Annotated in this window: 16 protein-coding genes; 6 read left to right on the top strand and 10 right to left on the bottom strand. The window is 50.0% G+C overall.

Annotation, left to right across the window (positions count from 1 at the left end; translation table 11 throughout):
- Positions 1–74 precede the first annotated feature (74 nt).
- Positions 75–449, top strand: coding sequence for a winged helix-turn-helix transcriptional regulator (locus ACAN56_RS19260; RefSeq protein WP_038590065.1), 375 nt, complete (start codon positions 75–77; stop codon positions 447–449).
- 54 nt (positions 450–503) lie between these two features.
- On the opposite strand, the gene ACAN56_RS19255 is transcribed toward ACAN56_RS19260, so the two are convergent.
- Together ACAN56_RS19255 and ACAN56_RS19250 are read right to left on the bottom strand one after the other, a co-directional pair.
- On the bottom strand, positions 504–881 hold the full coding sequence (locus tag ACAN56_RS19255; protein ID WP_052092009.1) for a YkvA family protein: 378 nt from the start codon (positions 879–881) through the stop codon (positions 504–506).
- A gap of 363 nt (positions 882–1,244) precedes the next feature.
- Positions 1,245–2,219 carry an acetylxylan esterase gene (locus ACAN56_RS19250; RefSeq protein WP_379145054.1) on the bottom strand — a complete coding sequence of 325 codons (975 nt, stop codon included), beginning with the start codon at positions 2,217–2,219 and terminating at the stop codon, positions 1,245–1,247.
- A gap of 100 nt (positions 2,220–2,319) precedes the next feature.
- Between ACAN56_RS19250 and ACAN56_RS19245 the strand changes: the two genes are divergently transcribed.
- Positions 2,320–3,156: a sugar phosphate isomerase/epimerase family protein gene (locus ACAN56_RS19245; protein WP_379145052.1), complete on the top strand. Its 837-nt coding sequence runs from the start codon at positions 2,320–2,322 to the stop codon at positions 3,154–3,156.
- On the opposite strand, the gene ACAN56_RS19240 is transcribed toward ACAN56_RS19245, so the two are convergent.
- The gene (locus ACAN56_RS19240; RefSeq protein WP_379145050.1) at positions 3,157–3,663 is read right to left on the bottom strand and encodes a DinB family protein; all 507 of its coding nucleotides are present in this window, start codon (positions 3,661–3,663) and stop codon (positions 3,157–3,159) included.
- A gap of 138 nt (positions 3,664–3,801) precedes the next feature.
- On the opposite strand from ACAN56_RS19240, the gene ACAN56_RS19235 reads away from it, so the two are divergent.
- A complete protein-coding gene (locus tag ACAN56_RS19235) occupies positions 3,802–4,905 on the top strand; it encodes a glycosyltransferase family 4 protein (protein ID WP_379145049.1) in 1,104 nt (367 codons plus the stop codon).
- Positions 4,906–4,993: 88 nt separating this feature from the next.
- On the opposite strand, the gene ACAN56_RS19230 is transcribed toward ACAN56_RS19235, so the two are convergent.
- The 4 genes from ACAN56_RS19230 to ACAN56_RS19215 all read right to left on the bottom strand — a co-directional run bounded on the left by ACAN56_RS19230 (position 4,994) and on the right by ACAN56_RS19215 (position 7,664).
- Entirely contained in the window at positions 4,994–6,226 is a 1,233-nt protein-coding gene (locus tag ACAN56_RS19230; protein ID WP_379145047.1) for a beta propeller repeat protein, read from the bottom strand.
- Between the two features lie 17 nt (positions 6,227–6,243).
- Positions 6,244–6,615, bottom strand: a complete 372-nt coding sequence (locus ACAN56_RS19225) for a hypothetical protein (protein ID WP_038590056.1) — start codon at positions 6,613–6,615, stop codon at positions 6,244–6,246.
- 238 nt (positions 6,616–6,853) lie between these two features.
- A complete protein-coding gene (locus tag ACAN56_RS19220; protein ID WP_340899003.1) occupies positions 6,854–7,255 on the bottom strand; it encodes a hypothetical protein in 402 nt (133 codons plus the stop codon).
- 4 nt (positions 7,256–7,259) lie between these two features.
- Complete coding sequence (locus tag ACAN56_RS19215; protein WP_038590050.1) at positions 7,260–7,664, bottom strand: hypothetical protein; 405 nt, start codon at positions 7,662–7,664, stop codon at positions 7,260–7,262.
- Positions 7,665–7,838: 174 nt separating this feature from the next.
- Here ACAN56_RS19215 and ACAN56_RS19210 point away from each other — a divergent pair, with 174 nt between their 5' ends.
- Positions 7,839–8,600 carry an SGNH/GDSL hydrolase family protein gene (locus ACAN56_RS19210; protein ID WP_038590046.1) on the top strand — a complete coding sequence of 254 codons (762 nt, stop codon included), beginning with the start codon at positions 7,839–7,841 and terminating at the stop codon, positions 8,598–8,600.
- 431 nt (positions 8,601–9,031) lie between these two features.
- Here ACAN56_RS19210 and ACAN56_RS19205 read toward each other — a convergent pair whose 3' ends face one another.
- Positions 9,032–10,153, bottom strand: coding sequence for a glycosyltransferase (locus tag ACAN56_RS19205; RefSeq protein WP_379145043.1), 1,122 nt, complete (start codon positions 10,151–10,153; stop codon positions 9,032–9,034).
- Positions 10,154–10,411: 258 nt separating this feature from the next.
- Here ACAN56_RS19205 and thiD point away from each other — a divergent pair, with 258 nt between their 5' ends.
- Positions 10,412–11,224: a bifunctional hydroxymethylpyrimidine kinase/phosphomethylpyrimidine kinase gene (thiD, locus tag ACAN56_RS19200; RefSeq protein ID WP_038590041.1), complete on the top strand. Its 813-nt coding sequence runs from the start codon at positions 10,412–10,414 to the stop codon at positions 11,222–11,224.
- Positions 11,225–11,455: 231 nt separating this feature from the next.
- On the opposite strand, the gene ACAN56_RS19195 is transcribed toward thiD, so the two are convergent.
- On the bottom strand, positions 11,456–12,367 hold the full coding sequence (locus ACAN56_RS19195) for a hypothetical protein (RefSeq protein ID WP_038590037.1): 912 nt from the start codon (positions 12,365–12,367) through the stop codon (positions 11,456–11,458).
- A gap of 539 nt (positions 12,368–12,906) precedes the next feature.
- Between ACAN56_RS19195 and ACAN56_RS19190 the strand changes: the two genes are divergently transcribed.
- The gene (locus ACAN56_RS19190) at positions 12,907–13,176 is read left to right on the top strand and encodes a helix-turn-helix domain-containing protein (protein ID WP_379145038.1); all 270 of its coding nucleotides are present in this window, start codon (positions 12,907–12,909) and stop codon (positions 13,174–13,176) included.
- Between the two features lie 91 nt (positions 13,177–13,267).
- On the opposite strand, the gene ACAN56_RS19185 is transcribed toward ACAN56_RS19190, so the two are convergent.
- Positions 13,268–15,649, bottom strand: coding sequence for an alpha-L-arabinofuranosidase C-terminal domain-containing protein (locus ACAN56_RS19185; RefSeq protein ID WP_379145035.1), 2,382 nt, complete (start codon positions 15,647–15,649; stop codon positions 13,268–13,270).
- Between the last annotated feature and the right edge of the window lie 166 nt (positions 15,650–15,815).

The following is a 15,815-nucleotide window of genomic DNA, read 5'->3' as shown; positions in this document are numbered from 1 at the left end:
TATATAATGAATTTTGTAGTACGCACATTTTTGTTATGTAGTATACAAATTGATACTATAGGAGTGATCCCCGAATGCGAGATCGAAAAGGCGGATTTGGCCAATGCCCGGACGGCAACGAAACAGCGTGCCCCGTAGAATTTACGCTCGACGTTATTGGCGGCAAATGGAAGGGTGTGCTTCTATACCATTTAATGGACGACAAGAAACGGTTCAATGAATTCCGCCGTATCTGTCCCGGCATTACCCAGCGGATGCTGACCTTGCAGCTCCGTGAGCTGGAGGAAGACGGGGTGGTGCACCGTGAGGTCTACCATCAAGTGCCGCCAAAGGTCGAGTATTCCCTGACCGAATTCGGCCGGACACTGATCCCGATCATTATGCTGATGAGGGATTGGGGCGAGGAATACAAAATAAAACAGCTTTCCAAAGAAAGCTGCCCTAGTTGATTCAGAAACAGGGGTGCAGGTTTGATGCTGCACCTTTTTTTGTATGACCTGCTTTTATTTATCCCCGTTGAAGAAAACCTCTGACTTCTCCCGGTGTTCGTCCGTTACCTGTCCGGCGATTGCCCGAATGCCTGCCGCAATAATAGCTGCGTCATCTGTCAGTCCCAGACCAAGTAAGGCATCAGGAATAGCATCAATCGGAGAGATGAAATAGGCTAGTGCTCCGAAGGCAATACCTTTTGCCCACAATGGAGTTTTGGCGTCAATGGCGCAATAGTACATCGCAATCGCATCTTTGGTAAAAGGAATTTTTCCGGCGAATTTCCTGGTTTTGCTCCAGAAGCTTTTCTGCACCAGCCTCTCGTTCTCTTTGCTGTATTTGAAATGGTCCACTACGAGCTCTGCAGGAAGCTTGTTTCCGTCCTTCTCCATTAGCGATCCCTCCTGTGATTGTAGACTAATCCTTAATAAGTTCTAAAGCTCCCTCATTATAACATATACACCATACCCCTTCGGGCAACGCTCTATATAGATTGAACTTATCATTCTTCTATTTTGGGAATGGCCGTGACTACAGTGAATGTTTGGACTTCCGGCCGCTGTTAGGTTTGGATTTCCTGAAATAACCGCGAATCGCGGTAGAAATCCAAACCTAAAGGCGGACGCTGTCGCTCCTACAGTTCCAAAATCCCCCTCCGCCACTCTTCCCTAAATGTAATTCTCAAGTTCAATCTATATAGCTAAAATTAAAACCCTTGACCTGGTGTTACTCCAGATCAAGGGTATAAAAATTACCTAAAGCAGCTGCCCTGTCCCCAAATGCCGCTCAAAAAATATAGCCTTCTGACGGTTATGGAACTCGCCGACCTCATGTCCGGAGAATGGGTAATCCCAGATTTCTTTGGGCGCCGTAATGCGGTTATACGCCGCATAGATCGTTTCCGGCATACATACCGTGTCCTTCCAGCCGACAGACATCATTACAGGTGCAGTAAAGCGGTGCGCCAGATTCACGATATCGAAATAGGCAAGATTATGCAGAATGCGTTCCAGATGCTCAGGGTACCGCTTGATGTAATCAGCGATCTCTGTCAAAGAGCTGGTTGAATTCAGCACCCCGAAATCCAGCCGGCAAAGATTCGGAATGTCGGCAGCGACCGCAGCGACACGCGGGTTCAGCGCGCCTGCCAGCAAGGAAAGTCCGCCTCCCTGGCTGCCGCCGGTAACAGCGATGCGTGAGGGATCTATGCCGGGCAGCTGCGCGGCGGTATCCACGGCCCGAACGGCATCCATCGCCGCAGCCATGTAGTAGGAGTGCTCCTTCTCCAGGATCCCCTGGGTGATCCAGCCTTTGGCAACGCCGCTGCTCTGGGGCAGCAGGTTTCCCGTCTCACCCAGCTGGCCCCGCACATCTACAGCCAGAACAGCATAGCCGAGAAGCACCCATGAGGCATAACGTTCCGGGTATCCCCGGTCTCCGGTATAACCCGGAAATGTAACGATACAAGGCAGCGCCTGCCCGGCTTCTGCATTCCAGGACGGCTGAATATGCCAGGCATACACCGTGGTTTCATCAAATCCCTTGAAGCTGACTTTGTTAACCTCCATGCCCGGATAGGGTGTTTCTTCGGGAACAGTGGTAACGTGCAGCGGCTTCTGTTCATATTCCGCAAGGATTCCATCCCAGTAATTGTCGGCTGACTGTGCATCAAGTGTCGGTTCAGGACGGCAGTTTTCCAGTTCCTGCTTACGCAGTTCAATAGTATTCATAGCATGATCTCCTAAACTTAGTCTTTGTTATTGCAAGTTCTTGTAAGCGTTATTAATATTAATAGTAATAATAATATAAATCCAGAGAATTCAAAAGGAGATGTTCATCATTCGATACGGAACTTTGGCGCATTCAGCAGGTTGCCTGCCGCTCCAGACCTTAACCTCCACACTGCAGGCCCACGATATCAGCTTCGTGCAGCTCGCCCTGTCCAAGGCAATACAGGATATCGACACTTCCCCCGGCAAACTGAATCCCGGCTTGGCCAATTATATCGGTGAGCAATTCGACAAGGCAGGGATCCGTATCGGTGTTCTCGGCTGCTACATCAACCCCGTTCATCCGGACCCGGTGGTCCGCAGGGCAGAAATCGACCGTTTCAAGGAACACTTGCAGTTTGCCAGACAGTTCGGCGCACCGATGGTAGCTACAGAAACCGGGGACCTGCATACGTTTAAAGAGATGGAGCCTTACCGTTACGAGGAGATCGGTTGGGAAACGCTGCGGACTACGGTGGAAGAATTGGCCGAGGAAGCGGAGAAATGGGGCGTATTTCTGGGGATCGAAGGCGTCAGCACCCACACCTTATCCACCCCGCAAAAAATGCGCCGCCTATTGGATGAGGTGCCTTCCAGCTCCATAGGCGTCGTGTTCGACCCCTGCAATTGGATCGGTGACGATGTGTCCCGGCAGGATGAAATTGTGGACAGTGCCTTCAGTCTGCTGGGTGACCGGATGATCCTGGCCCACTTGAAGGATATCTACCGCGAAGGGAACCATGTCCGTCACGGAAAAGCGGGCCAGGGGCTGTTCCACACTGCAGAATTTCTGCAAAGGCTTCAGACCTTCAAGCCTATGATTGATGTCTCCCTGGAGGAAATCACTCTTCCTGAGATTCGGGAAACAGTTGCCCTGCTGACCGCTCTCGGGAAATGATTAATTGTAATGCTTCCAGTTCAAAAGATGTGCGTCTTCCTCCTGCAGCCACTTCGCTGCATACACAATCTGCCCGGTGTGATAGGAATAATGCTCTGCCGCACCGATCAGTATCTTCTGGATGCTCCACTGGTAGCTCTCCACGCCGGAATTCTCCGGGTAGGTAATGGTAGCTACCCGCTCCAAATCTGCAGCCGTGAGCTTCCGGACAACGGACCAGCTCTCGGCTCTTACCGATCTTAGCAGGGTGAGCAATTCTTCCCGGTTATGTCCGCCTGTCTCCAGAAGCTCACCCGGTCTGTCCCTGATCACCGGCTGATTGCCAATCCCGCTGACCAGATGCTGGTATTCGCTGCCTGCGATATGAAGGCAAAGGTTGCCGATCGCATTCATTTTCGGTCGGGGACGGAACCATATCTTCTCTTCCGGCAGCTTGCCGACAGCTTTCTCCACATACTCCAGGGATTGATCCAGCCTTCTCATACACTCCGCAATCATTTCACTCATCCTCTTTGCCTCCTGTTCGCTAGTCCCGATTTTGATTAATGACCGGATACCCAGTACTTTTCCTATCCTTCTGAATAAAATAGTATACAAAAAGCATCGCTGCTGATGCTATATTCTCCAGAAGGGAGGCGATCATCGATGAGGTTCACATTCCCCATTCTCACCCTATGCCATGGCGGGGCGCAACGGATGCTGGTGGAGCTCACCAATGGTCTGACAGCTTTGGGCCACCAGGTTGTGATTCTCATGCCGCTGGGGGGAGACATTTCCTATGAGATCCACTCCACCCTGCTCCGCACCGACCACACATTGCTGCGTGAAACCGACTTTCCGGCCAGCGATGTCATTGTTTCCAATTTCTATACCACTGTGCCTGTGGCCGAAGCCGCCAGCAAGAATGGAAAGGGAATTCATGTACGCCTGTCCTTATGTTACGAGCCGCTTTTTTTGCCGGAAAATCATGTATCCTTTCCCAGTTATCATACCACCGGCAAGCTGATCGTTCTATCACAGTGGCAGAAAGAATTGATTGAATTAAATCATGGTATATCAGGAAGTATTGTGCCTGTCGGCATCAGCTCCTCCTTTAATAATATGCGTATCCGCCACAAGCTGCAGGAGCCGTTGAACATTACTGCCATTCTGCGCAAGGTTGAGAACGGCTTCTCCTGGCATCGCGAACAGGATTATCTGGTACAACAGCTGGATATCGTCAAACAGAATCTTCCCGGTGTAAATATCAACTTCATCAGTCCGCCGGATGAATTCTATACCTCGGATTCCCTGCAGGAGATGAAGGCCAGCGGCAAATACCGCTTCTTCACACCGCTTAATGATGAAGAGCTCTGCTATCACTACAATGGGGCGGATATCTTTGTCAGCTCCAGCATTTTTGATACCGGGTCCCTTCCGGGACTGGAAGCCATGCGCTGCGGGGCGGCGCTCGTCTCTGTGTACTCCGGCGGCAATCTGGAATATGCCCGTCATGAAGAGAATTGTCTGCTCTCCTACCGGTACGAGAACCGGCTCGCCGAGGATGTCCTCCGCCTGAGCCAGGATCATCTGCTCAGAGCCCGCTTAGCCATGCAGGGAGAAAACGATTCTGCCGGATGGACCTGGGAGAACAGCGTCAGAATCATGGAGCGGAGTATCAAAAATTTCCTCCAAGGCACACCTGTTGACAATCAGCCCAAGTCTGCACTGGTGCGCAAGATGAACAGCTTTAGGGCAGGCAGGAAATAACGATTTCCTCAAAAGCAAAACAGCAGCACAACTGCCGAAATTTGGCGTTGAGCTGCTGTTTATGCTGTTGCGGCTTACATACATATGTTCAATTCCCGAAAATAACATCCTGTTTCCCAAGCCGCGTGTCGTTCCATACAGCTCCCAGTGTATCCGGGAAGATCGTTGCTGCGGTAATATAATCTCCAATGAGCGGAACTGGTGTAGGTGAATTCCCGTTCGGATTCGTAGACACATCCGATACTCTCCGGTTCACAAAGGACAAGCCGCTGTTGATGGATTCCGCCACGAAGACATCCAGCAGGAAACCATCCAGACGGTTCGTATAATATATTACCCGCACTGTTCCGTTGGAAGCTGACACCGTAATCGAAGGTGAAAAATTCTGCGAGCCTGCCGGCGCACCTGTTATGCTGACCGGCTGTGACCAGAGCAAACCATCCGGCGACCGCGAGAAAAAGATGTCTGCATACCCCAGCCGGAAATCATTCCACACCGCATAGACGAACCCGCCGAAAGATCCGGCAGAAATATCTGCCCCAAGGCTGAGATTTGTCTGCACACGGAAGGCATAATTCGGTACGGGCAGCGGACTGGGCACCGGAACCGTATTGGCGATAAATGTAGCGCCGCGGGTAACGGGTGGATTAAAGGTGACTCCGCCATCCAGCGAAGCCCGGATATAAGCGTATTTGGGTAACGGTCCAAGCTCAATATAACCGACATATACCTCACCGGCGAGTCCGACTGCCAGAGCAGCACGCTCAAGCCTCCCCCTCGGGTCTGATATCCGCTGCGGAGGTTCCCAGCTTACTCCCTGATCCAAGGAACGTTGAAAGAAAATCGCCGAGTTCTGCGCCAGATCATAAAGCGGCGTATAGCCTACATAGGCATTTCCCAGGTACGGACTGGAGGGTGAGCGGTCCACGGCAAGAAAAGGCTCATCATTGTGGATATAGAGACCAAAACCCTGCCGCACGATAACAGGGGGATTAAAGGTCACGCCGTTGTCAAAAGAGGTATAGGTTGCAATGGTACCGTCATCAAAATCATTAAAAAAATGCACTGCAACAATAAAGGTATTGGGAAAGGTATAGTCTATGGTAGGTGCTTCAGCACTCATATACCCCGGAGCCTGCGGCAGAATAGTAGCCGACCATGTCTGCCCCCCGTCAATAGATCTGTAGAATCCGGTCAAAGCTGTACCTGTGCTGTCATCCACCGCCACCGCACACAGAATATTCGGACTCAACGTATTTACTGCGATGGAAGGTTCAATATGATTGCCCGGAAGCCCGGCGGTAATATTGACATTCACCAATTCGTATCACCCCATTTTCAAGTAGAGATAATTGTTAAGCGATCGATGTATGTAAACTCAGGTTGAAGAATGCTGTTAACGATGTTCCCGGCTGCATCCATGGCGAACACATTTATGACAGTATTAACGGCACTGTAGAAATTGATCTGGGCTTCATAATAATCAGCAAGGTTCACAGAAAAGGTCTGAACGACAAGCTGCTGGGGATTGACCTGAAATAAGGACTCGCCCACCGGGACGCGGGTAAAATTATTGCCCCGAAAATGAAAGATCTGCAAATTGATATTAATTGCGGCTATAATCGAATCATTCAAGCAGGAAATCTGTATTCGGTCGATATGGTTGAGTCCGGCCGGCGGATTGTAAACCGCCCCCGTTGTAAAGGGCATATTTTCTAAACTCCTTTCCGTCTGCTGCAAGCAGAGAGTTTCCCGCAGGACAACGCGCAGCTCACCTCCTTCGCAATCAGGTATAATACAATTCCATTCATGTGTATGTGGTTATTATTTGTCCAATGAGAAAAAACTTTGCCTAAGCGGTGAGAAAACGGAAAATAATAGTAAAGGTACAGGCCTGGAGCATAAAAAAAACTGCCTGGAGCATGATTGCTCCGGCAGCCTCCAAAAATTAAAGTATGGAAAGCCCCGAGAATAAAAGCGGACCGATAATAACCGGTGGGTTCACCGTACCGATTGAAGAAGCCGTTAAAGCATATCCATAATATCCGGCAGGGATTCCGCTATCTGCAAAGGAGAAATGAACGGCTTCAAAGTCGTTTACTGCCAGCCCGCTGGATCGAATGGTGAAGACCTGCACCGCATTGCGCGAGATTGTAAAAATAATGTCGGAGCTGTTTGGTCCAGTGCTTTGCAGGCCAATGGTGCCTTGAAGTAAAACTGAGCCATTAGCGCCTACAGCTAAACCAAATTGTCCCAGAACAGTGCTGTTTGGCAAGCTGTTTACGGGCAATGATGCGGACTGGCTGAAGCTCGACGGGATGCTTTTTCCGAAATCAATAAGTTGTGTCATGGCGTCACACCAACGATAGTCCTGAGAAATCAACAGGACCTACCAGATTTGCAGAATTAAGGGCAGCATTGTTAACAATCGAGACAGTCAGCGTATAGGCAAAATATCCGGCAGGCACATTGGAATCCACATACGAGAAACTAATCGGGTCAAATTGTCCGGCGTTCAGCGCACTTGCACGAATTGAAAAAATAGCAGCTGCCCCGCGCAAAATCGTGAACAGCAGGTCCGGACTTCCGAGTGTGGTTTGAACGCCAACCGATGCATTGAGCAGGACACTGCCTCCCTGCGCTGTCGCGAGCCCAAACTGGGTCAGTGTATTGCTTGAAGGAGCACCAAGGACCGGCACGGAAATCGTCTGGCTGAAGCTGGATATTGAGCTTTTACTGAAATCAACAACCTGGGTCATTACAAAACGCCTCCTTGTCACAAATTTAACTCTATATAGGATATGGCATTATTAAAGAAGTGACTGGACCTCTTCAGCCCCTAAATCCATGACATATATACATAGGCAATCCTTGGACGAATGGATTACACTAAGATTAAGTACAATATAGCTATCGGAGGTGAGGCTAGTCATATGAACGTATCGGACAAACAAACTGCCGTGCCCCAGTTTAAATATATGGTGAGCGGCGATTCCATCTCCAAAGGGGTGGTCTATGATGAAGCGAGAAGCAAATATGTCATTCTGGAAGAAAATTACGTGTCGCTGCTTCAGGGCAATCTGAAGGGAGCGCTGCGCAATACGGCCAGATTCGGCAACACTCTGCTCAAGGGCTTCGGCAATCTGAAACGGGATGTGCTGAAGGAGAAACCGGATGTGGTACTGATCGAATATGGGGGGAATGACTGCGACTTTCATTGGGAGGAAATTATGAATAACCCTGAGGCAGAGCATAATCCCAAGACCGATTTCACGGCTTTCGAAAAAATGCTGCTGGATATGATTGATTTCCTGAAAAGCCAGGGGATTATGCCTATTCTGATGAGTCTCCCTCCGCTGGATGCGGACAGCTATTTCAAATGGGTCAGCGGAAACAACCCGGCGTCGGAAGTGAATATTCTGAAATGGCTCGGCAGCATCACTAAAATCTACTGGTGGCAGGAAAGATACAATTCCACGATTATCAAGGTCGCCGAGAGCACCCGAACCAAAATCATTGATGTCCGGGGTGCTTTTCTCCAGCAGCCGGATTTCACCAAGTTCATCTGCCGGGACGGGATTCATCCCAATAAAGAAGGACACCGCATCATCTTTGACAAGGTGCTGGATTTCATCCGAAGCAGTGAACCCCAGCTGCTGGTGGACAGCACCGGACAGGCTGCACACAGTCATTAAAGTCTAAAAGGCCTGCTGCATACGATAGATGCAGCGGGCCTTTTGCCGCCTGTTCAGGGATTATAGGATGGAAACTACCGCAGGCAGCTGGCGGAACAGATGGTTCTGTCTCCTGCATTCAGAAAATGCTGTTCCAGTAAGCTGGCTAAACTACGTTTGCTGCGTCTAACGGACTGAGGAGCCGCTATCTTACCTGGAACGTGCTGTAATCCTTGCCGGCGGACTGCATAGCCGTTATTCTCGCCAAAAGGCGGCCTTTTATCGCCAAATGTAGAGCATAACGTCCATGAGGTCCGATTCCTCACTGAATGATGCTGTTTATCCGAAATAGCTGCATTGGAGTCCGGATGCAGCCACAAAGTGCAAGTAGGTCTGCTCAAAAGCCCCATATTCAAAGCGCAAAGCGGCCAAGGAGCTGGGCGGGCAACGTGTTATTCCGCTTCCTTTTCGCCAGCTTCCCGTGAATGCAGCTCTACATAATTGTCTCCGAGCACATTTTTGAAATAATTGCGGTTGTAGAGCATACTGGGATGGACGGGATGATAGAGCAAAGCGGCTTCATTGAATAGATTAGCTTTCTCGCGCTGGCCCAGCCGGTCATAACATAAAGCAAGCTGAAGATTAGGCACCCAGGTGGCAAACGCCTCGTTCTTCACACCCATAGAATCATTATTCCGCGGGAGTTTAATCGCAAGCTCATACCAGTAGACAGCCGGGAGCAGCTGGCCTTTCTCTACATGCCAGGCACCTAGCCGGCAGCAAAACTCCGCCCGGGGGGTATCATACTGCAGCGTGCGGCATAATGACTGGAAGGCTCCCTCCCTGTCTCCCAGCCGCTCCCGGCATTCAGCCAGCCTAAGACAGGCCTGGTAACTATCTTCAATCCAGCCCAAACCTCCGTCGAGGAACAGCTCATAATAGCGGCAGGCTTCCTCATAAATTCCATGGTCGCGCAGTTCGTTGGCAAAATAATACTGGTCACGCGGCGAGAATACCTCACCCTCCCCCACCCGCTTCTGATAGATCCGCAAATTGCGGTCCGTGTACACTTTATCTTTTTCATGAGTGATGCAGACATCACTGCTGTAAGCGGGCCCGTAGACCTCCAGATACTCGTGCACCGGACCTATCCACTTGAAATTGCAGCTTCTGCGGACCAGCCGGTTGCGGCGCAAAGAGGTGACGACCCTCCCCTCTCCGTCAAAAGCCAGATTGTACTGCATGTTCACACTGTCCACGCCGTCTGGCAAGCAGTGCTTCAGCTCCCTGAACCGTACATGATCCACGTCCTTCAGGTAGTCATCGGCATCCAGCCAGAAGATATATTCCTTGGTAGCTTTGCTGAAAGCAAAATTGCGGGCGGCTGAGAAATCATCAATCCAGGTAAAATCATAAATAACCGCCCCATAGGACAAGGCGATTTCTTTGGTGTTGTCCGTTGACCCGGTATCCACAATGATGATTTCATCAGCAATTGCCCCTACCGAAGACAGGCAGCGTGGCAGGCTATTCTCCTCATTGCGGACAATCATGCATAAGCTGATTTCTATCATGTTACCCTCCTCAAAGTTTTGTGAGCACACGCTTTTCTCCTATATTGATATGCACCGCAGCAGGAATGGAACCCTTGCTCCTACCTATGACATTTCCGCATTCACCACTGACCCTAAGGAGAAAGCCCGGAGTGAAACAAGCGCAGTGTGCTTTTTTGAGGACGCTGGCTGTGTTTTTTGTTATAATATCGTAGAGTTTAAAATGATTCCCTCTGAATCAGGCTTTAGAATTTCATATACAAGAAGGAGACGTTACCTTTGTCAAAGATCATAAAAACCCTAACCATTGCCGGCAGTGACTCCAGTGGAGGCGCAGGCATCCAAGCTGATTTAAAAACCTTTGAGGAGTATGGCACCTACGGCTTCAGCGCATTAACGACTATTGTCACCATGGACCCGGATAATGGCTGGCACCATAATGTCTACCCGATTGACTCTTCCATCGTGGCGGAGCAGCTAAAGACTATCTTTGCCGGTGGACCTGTGGACGCGATGAAGACAGGGATGTTGGGCAGTGTGGATATTGTGCTTGTTGCGGAAAAAGCGATCAAGGAAAACCTCCAGACCAATGTGGTCATTGACCCGGTTATGGTCTGCAAAGGTGAAGACGAGGTGCTGAACCCGGAGAGCGCAAATGCCATCCGTGATTTGCTGCTGCCGCTGGCTACCGTAGCCACTCCCAACCTGTTTGAAGCAGGGGTGCTTTCTGGACTAGGCAAGCTCACAACGATTGAAGAAATGAAAGAGGCTGCGCGCCTGATCCATTTGCTGGGAACCCAAAATGTTGTTGTCAAAGGCGGTAAAGCGCTAGGTGGAGACCTTGCGATTGACGTCTTCTTCGACGGCTCCGAATATACTGTACTTGAGACCGCCAAGATTGAACCTGCATACAATCACGGAGCAGGCTGCACGTTTGCAGCTGCCATTACCGGCGGCCTGGCGAACGGCCTGTCTGTGCATGACGCAGTAGTCAAAGCGAAGGATTTCGTCTCCGCAGCCATCCGCAGTGGCTACGCCTTTAATCAATATGTCGGCCCTGTATTTCATGGCGGTTACCGCCTGGAACAGTAGGACAAGCCGGGGCTGTAGGACTGCACAAACAGGGCTGTAATTTCCTGACTGGGATATGCGTCCCTCAACTTGCTACCTGCTACCTGCTTGCTATACGCATAACAAAACCGTGCCCCGTATAGGGTGTCACGGTTTTTGTTTGCCTATTGTAAAAAAACCGTTATCGTGCTGCGCAATGCAGCATGATAACGGTTTGTTCTATACAATCGAAGCTTCAGAGAACCTCAAGGCTTATTTTTGAGCGGCTGACTTCCCGGCGATCTTCTCGATGAACGAAATGAGCTTGTCCTTGTTTTCATCTTCACCAAGGACCCCAATGATGATGTTTTTGGAATTGTGGTTGATTGGAAGCGCGGAAACAAAGGGTGAATCTGTAATGTCTACGCCGTACAGCTCCTCCTGTCCGCTTTCTTCATTTTTCCCCCATTTCAGGCGGGAATCGTCTTTGGCAATTACACCGTCTGCTACGATAGCCTCCAGATTCCCGAAGCCATCCTGCCCGCCGATCCATTCCAGGGTTGCTTCATCCAGAATGAGAACATCCGGCTGATTCGCCGCCAGTTCTACAACGGCCTTCTGCATATAGTTCATATCAAACGTATCCGAACCGGGTCCTGTTTGCGGGAGATAAACGATGCTGGCCTCTACCCGCTTCCAATCAGGGTATTGAGCGATAACTGCCTTTTCCAGAGCATCCGTCTTACCATCCGGGTCCTGAACCCCAAAATTGCCCAGGAACATGATTTCCGCATCAACCGGAGGCAGAGAGGCGAGATATTTCTTATGCTGCCAATTGTTATAAAGCGCGTTCCCGCCTACAGCCAGTACAATAACGATAATAATGGATACAATTACATGTGTCTTGTAAAGGCGCATAAACCGTTCCCATTTACTCGCAAAACCGGAAAGCTTGCCGTATTTCGCCAGTCTCTGCTGTTCGGCTTCCTGAATCTCCTGCTCGTCCAGACTATCCAGAATAAACTTGAAGGCCTGAAAATCCTCCTCCGGCGCCGACCTTTCATCATCGGAAGCTTTGGAACGCCGCCGTTTAAGCAGCAGATCAAACCGTTTATTTATCTCTTCTCTGGATACGTTTTCAGACAATCCCACTCGTTCATATGCCTTCTTCAGCTTCTCATTCACATTAAATTTCTCCTTTGGTATGTATGATGCCCGCCTTGCTTCGCCGCTGCCGTCTCTGTTCTTAGCTGCGTTTACTCTTTCATTATATATTTTACTGACACTCGACACAATTTCTCTCTGAATGTTCTGACATCTGATTACGAATAACTGAATGCGTCCATTCAGAATCCCGGATGAACACTCTCATACTTTCATCTCCGTTACTAACTTATTATCTGTTAATCTCACATATATTTATCAATTGACCCTTAAAGTCATCCATCCCGAAGGGTTTACGATAGACCGTCCCCATGGCTCGGGGGATTATCTGTTTTTAATGTTCCGCAGCACCATGGAGATACAGCTACAGGGCCAAAGGATCATCGCCGACAAAAACACCTACATTATCTACAAGAAAAGCAGCCTTCAGTTCTACCGGGGGGCCGGATGTCCGATGATCCATGATTGGTTCCACTTTGAGATGGAGGACGCCGAGGATTTCTTCAGTCAGCTGAATCTTCCGTTTGACACGCTGATCCGGGCCCTGGATATGGTTTACCGTGGATCAGCTTGCAGAGAAGCTGCGGCTCAGCCGGTCGCATTTCCAGCATATGTACAAGCAGATCTTCGGAATTCCGGTCATGGTTGACGTCATTCACAACAGGCTCGGGTACGCTTCGTATTTGCTGGAGAACACTTCCTACCCGGTAAGCCATATTGCTTCCGCTTGCGGTTATGAGAATAGCGTGCATTTTATGCGGCAGTTTAAGAAGTTCGTCAAGCTTACCCCAAGCCAGTTTCGGGTGAAATCCGCAGGGCCCGTCCCCTAACACCAGCGCAAAAGAGCGGATAAAACAGCAGAAAGCGCCTGCTTCCCGGGAAGCCAGCGCTTATGGTCTATTCTCAGCTATACAAGGTTGGTTATCGGAGTCTCATCACTGTCACCGACTGCTTCGGAAACTCATAAGCAAAGCTGCTGCCCTCTGTCTGCAAGGCCTTCTGTTTCGGGGAGACAAGCATGGGCTGCTCGAAGCTGTTTTCGTCCTCCGGCTGATGTCCCGACATTTCGTACACTTCTATACTCAGTCTCTTATCGGCCAATCCTTCCAAAACAATCTCAGCAGTAACACTCACTTCCTGCATATTAACAGTTTTGAGAATCATATCCCCGGTCGAATGCTCTACACTTGCTGTGTAATAGAGTGGTTCTATTACAGGCAGTTTATCTTCCGCCTCATTAATCAGCTCTCCGTCAATATAAGTGCGGATCTGCCTTCCCGAGACCTCCAGCGTAAGATAGTATTCCACATCACTTTCGACGGTGAACAGGGTATGGGTTAAGACGGAATTTCTGCCTTGTGCAATGGAAGCAACTATGGAATCCTGATTCTGCCAGCCGCCGATTTCCCAGAATAAATGGTTTTGTTCATCTGCTTTGCCAAAATAGAGCACAAACCCCTTTGCCCCTCCGGTGCGTACCGCTTTCAGACTCAGCGTGTAATCCGTCCAATGCGTAGGACCCAGCTCCAGCGTCCGCTTGGCTGCTCCATTTAATGCCGGATCCGGCAGATCCGCAACTTCGCCGGACAGGTCCGCATAAGCCTTCACTTCTCCGGTCAGATTGTTAACCAGTGAGATCTCGGAGAAACGGGCAGCGGAAGCATCCACCGCCAGTGTGATGGCTCCGGTTATCGGTTGATCCTCCTGTGCTTGAGCAGGTGCAAATCCGCAGCTTCTCATCTCCAGCAGCTGATCTCCCTGGTGGTTCATGAATAATTTCTGCACGTAATAATTGGCCGTCCCGTAGGCTTGATGATTGTTGAACCAGATCATATCCGGCTTCCAATTCACATAATCCACATTGCAGAGCATGGGGGCATAACAGGCCAGTCCGACCGCGTGGGCGTTGTTCTGGAGCCCGGTCATGAACGCAGCTTCGACCAGCGCATTATAATAAGTGTTGCCCCATGAGGCATATTCACCGAGGAATACCTTCGGCTCACCGGTTTTAAATTCATCATACCGGTGATGATTGGCCAGGAACCACTCCGGTGCCGCATAATAATGCTCGTCTACCAGATCGGAGCCGTTTGCTCTGGCTGATGCCCAGCCCCGTTCATATTCCTTGCCCGCTGAGAAAGGGCCGCTCGAATTAATCACCTTAATTTCCGGATACTTGGCCTTGATGGCCTCATGGAAAAAGGGATACCGTTCGAAAAACGGCTCGCCTACCTCTTCGTTCCCAATGCCGATATACTCCAGGCCAAAGGGCTCCGTATGGCCAAGGCCGGCACGGATGCCGCCCCATTCCGTTGAGGAATCGCCGTTCGCGAACTCTATTAAATCAAGCGCATCATCAATCCACGGCTGCAATTCATCCAGTGGCACAATCCGTTTATGATGCGGGTCGTATCCGCCGGGCAGAACGGGAATCGGCTTCGCGCCAATATCCTCGCAGAATTGAAAATACTCCAAATACCCTAATCCAAGCGTCTGATTATAACTCCAGTTGTTCCGTCTGGGCGGTCTTTGGGCTATATCCCCGATGGTATTCTTCCATCTGTACATCGAGTTTCTGTCATCCGGGTTAAGCGACCCGTCATGGATCAGACAGCCTCCCGGAAAACGCATAAACTTTGGCTTCATGTCCGCAAGCAGCACTGAGAGATCCTCGCGCAGGCCGCCGGGCCGATTCAGGAAGGTCTTCTCCGGGAACAGGGACACCATGTCCAGACATACCTTTCCGCTTCCCCCTGCAAGGATTACAAGCCGGCTGCTGTTGTCTGTACTATTTGCTTGTATTACGGCCTCGTACCGGGTCCACTCACTGCTGTTCACAGTGATTTCCGCAGCACCATAAACGGTGCCGTCCACTGCTTCTATCGTTACAGTCAGTGGTGTATCCCAGCTGTTATCGCGGCGTGCGTACATGGAGAATTTATAATTATCGCCTTCTTTTACCGGGATGCCGCTGTTAAAGCCCAGATTCATGATGCCGACTCCGCCGCCCTCCGACACAATGTCGATGACAGCATAATGGAGATTCCGGGGATTTAAAGGTTCATTGTCTTCCATAGTGATTACAGCTTGCCCGTCACCGTGTATCACTGGTTCCCAGGCAGTCAGCGCATGGTAGTCAGCCTTGTCTATGGGATCGAATTCAAAGGACCGGTTCTGGACCAGTTCGGCATACAATCCGCCGTCCGCTGCATGATTGAGATCCTCGAAGAAGATGCCGAACAGATCGCTGAGTTCCGCCCCGCGCCGCCCCGTATGTACTGTTAATGTTCCTTCTGTCTTCATTTGTTCACCACTTTCCTCTTCATTAATAATTATATTAATTAATTAGTTATTATATAAATAATTATAGCCAGCTGTCTTCCTATCCGTCAACAGTTCAGCAGCGGCAATGGCAGATGCCCCAAGGCCAATGATATAATTTATTAATCATGAGAAATGAAGAAGACGA

The sequence above is a fragment of the Paenibacillus paludis genome (assembly GCF_042610515.1).
In the GTDB taxonomy this organism is placed as follows: domain Bacteria; phylum Bacillota; class Bacilli; order Paenibacillales; family Paenibacillaceae; genus Paenibacillus_AQ.
This window is presented reverse-complemented; position numbering and strand designations above follow the sequence as displayed.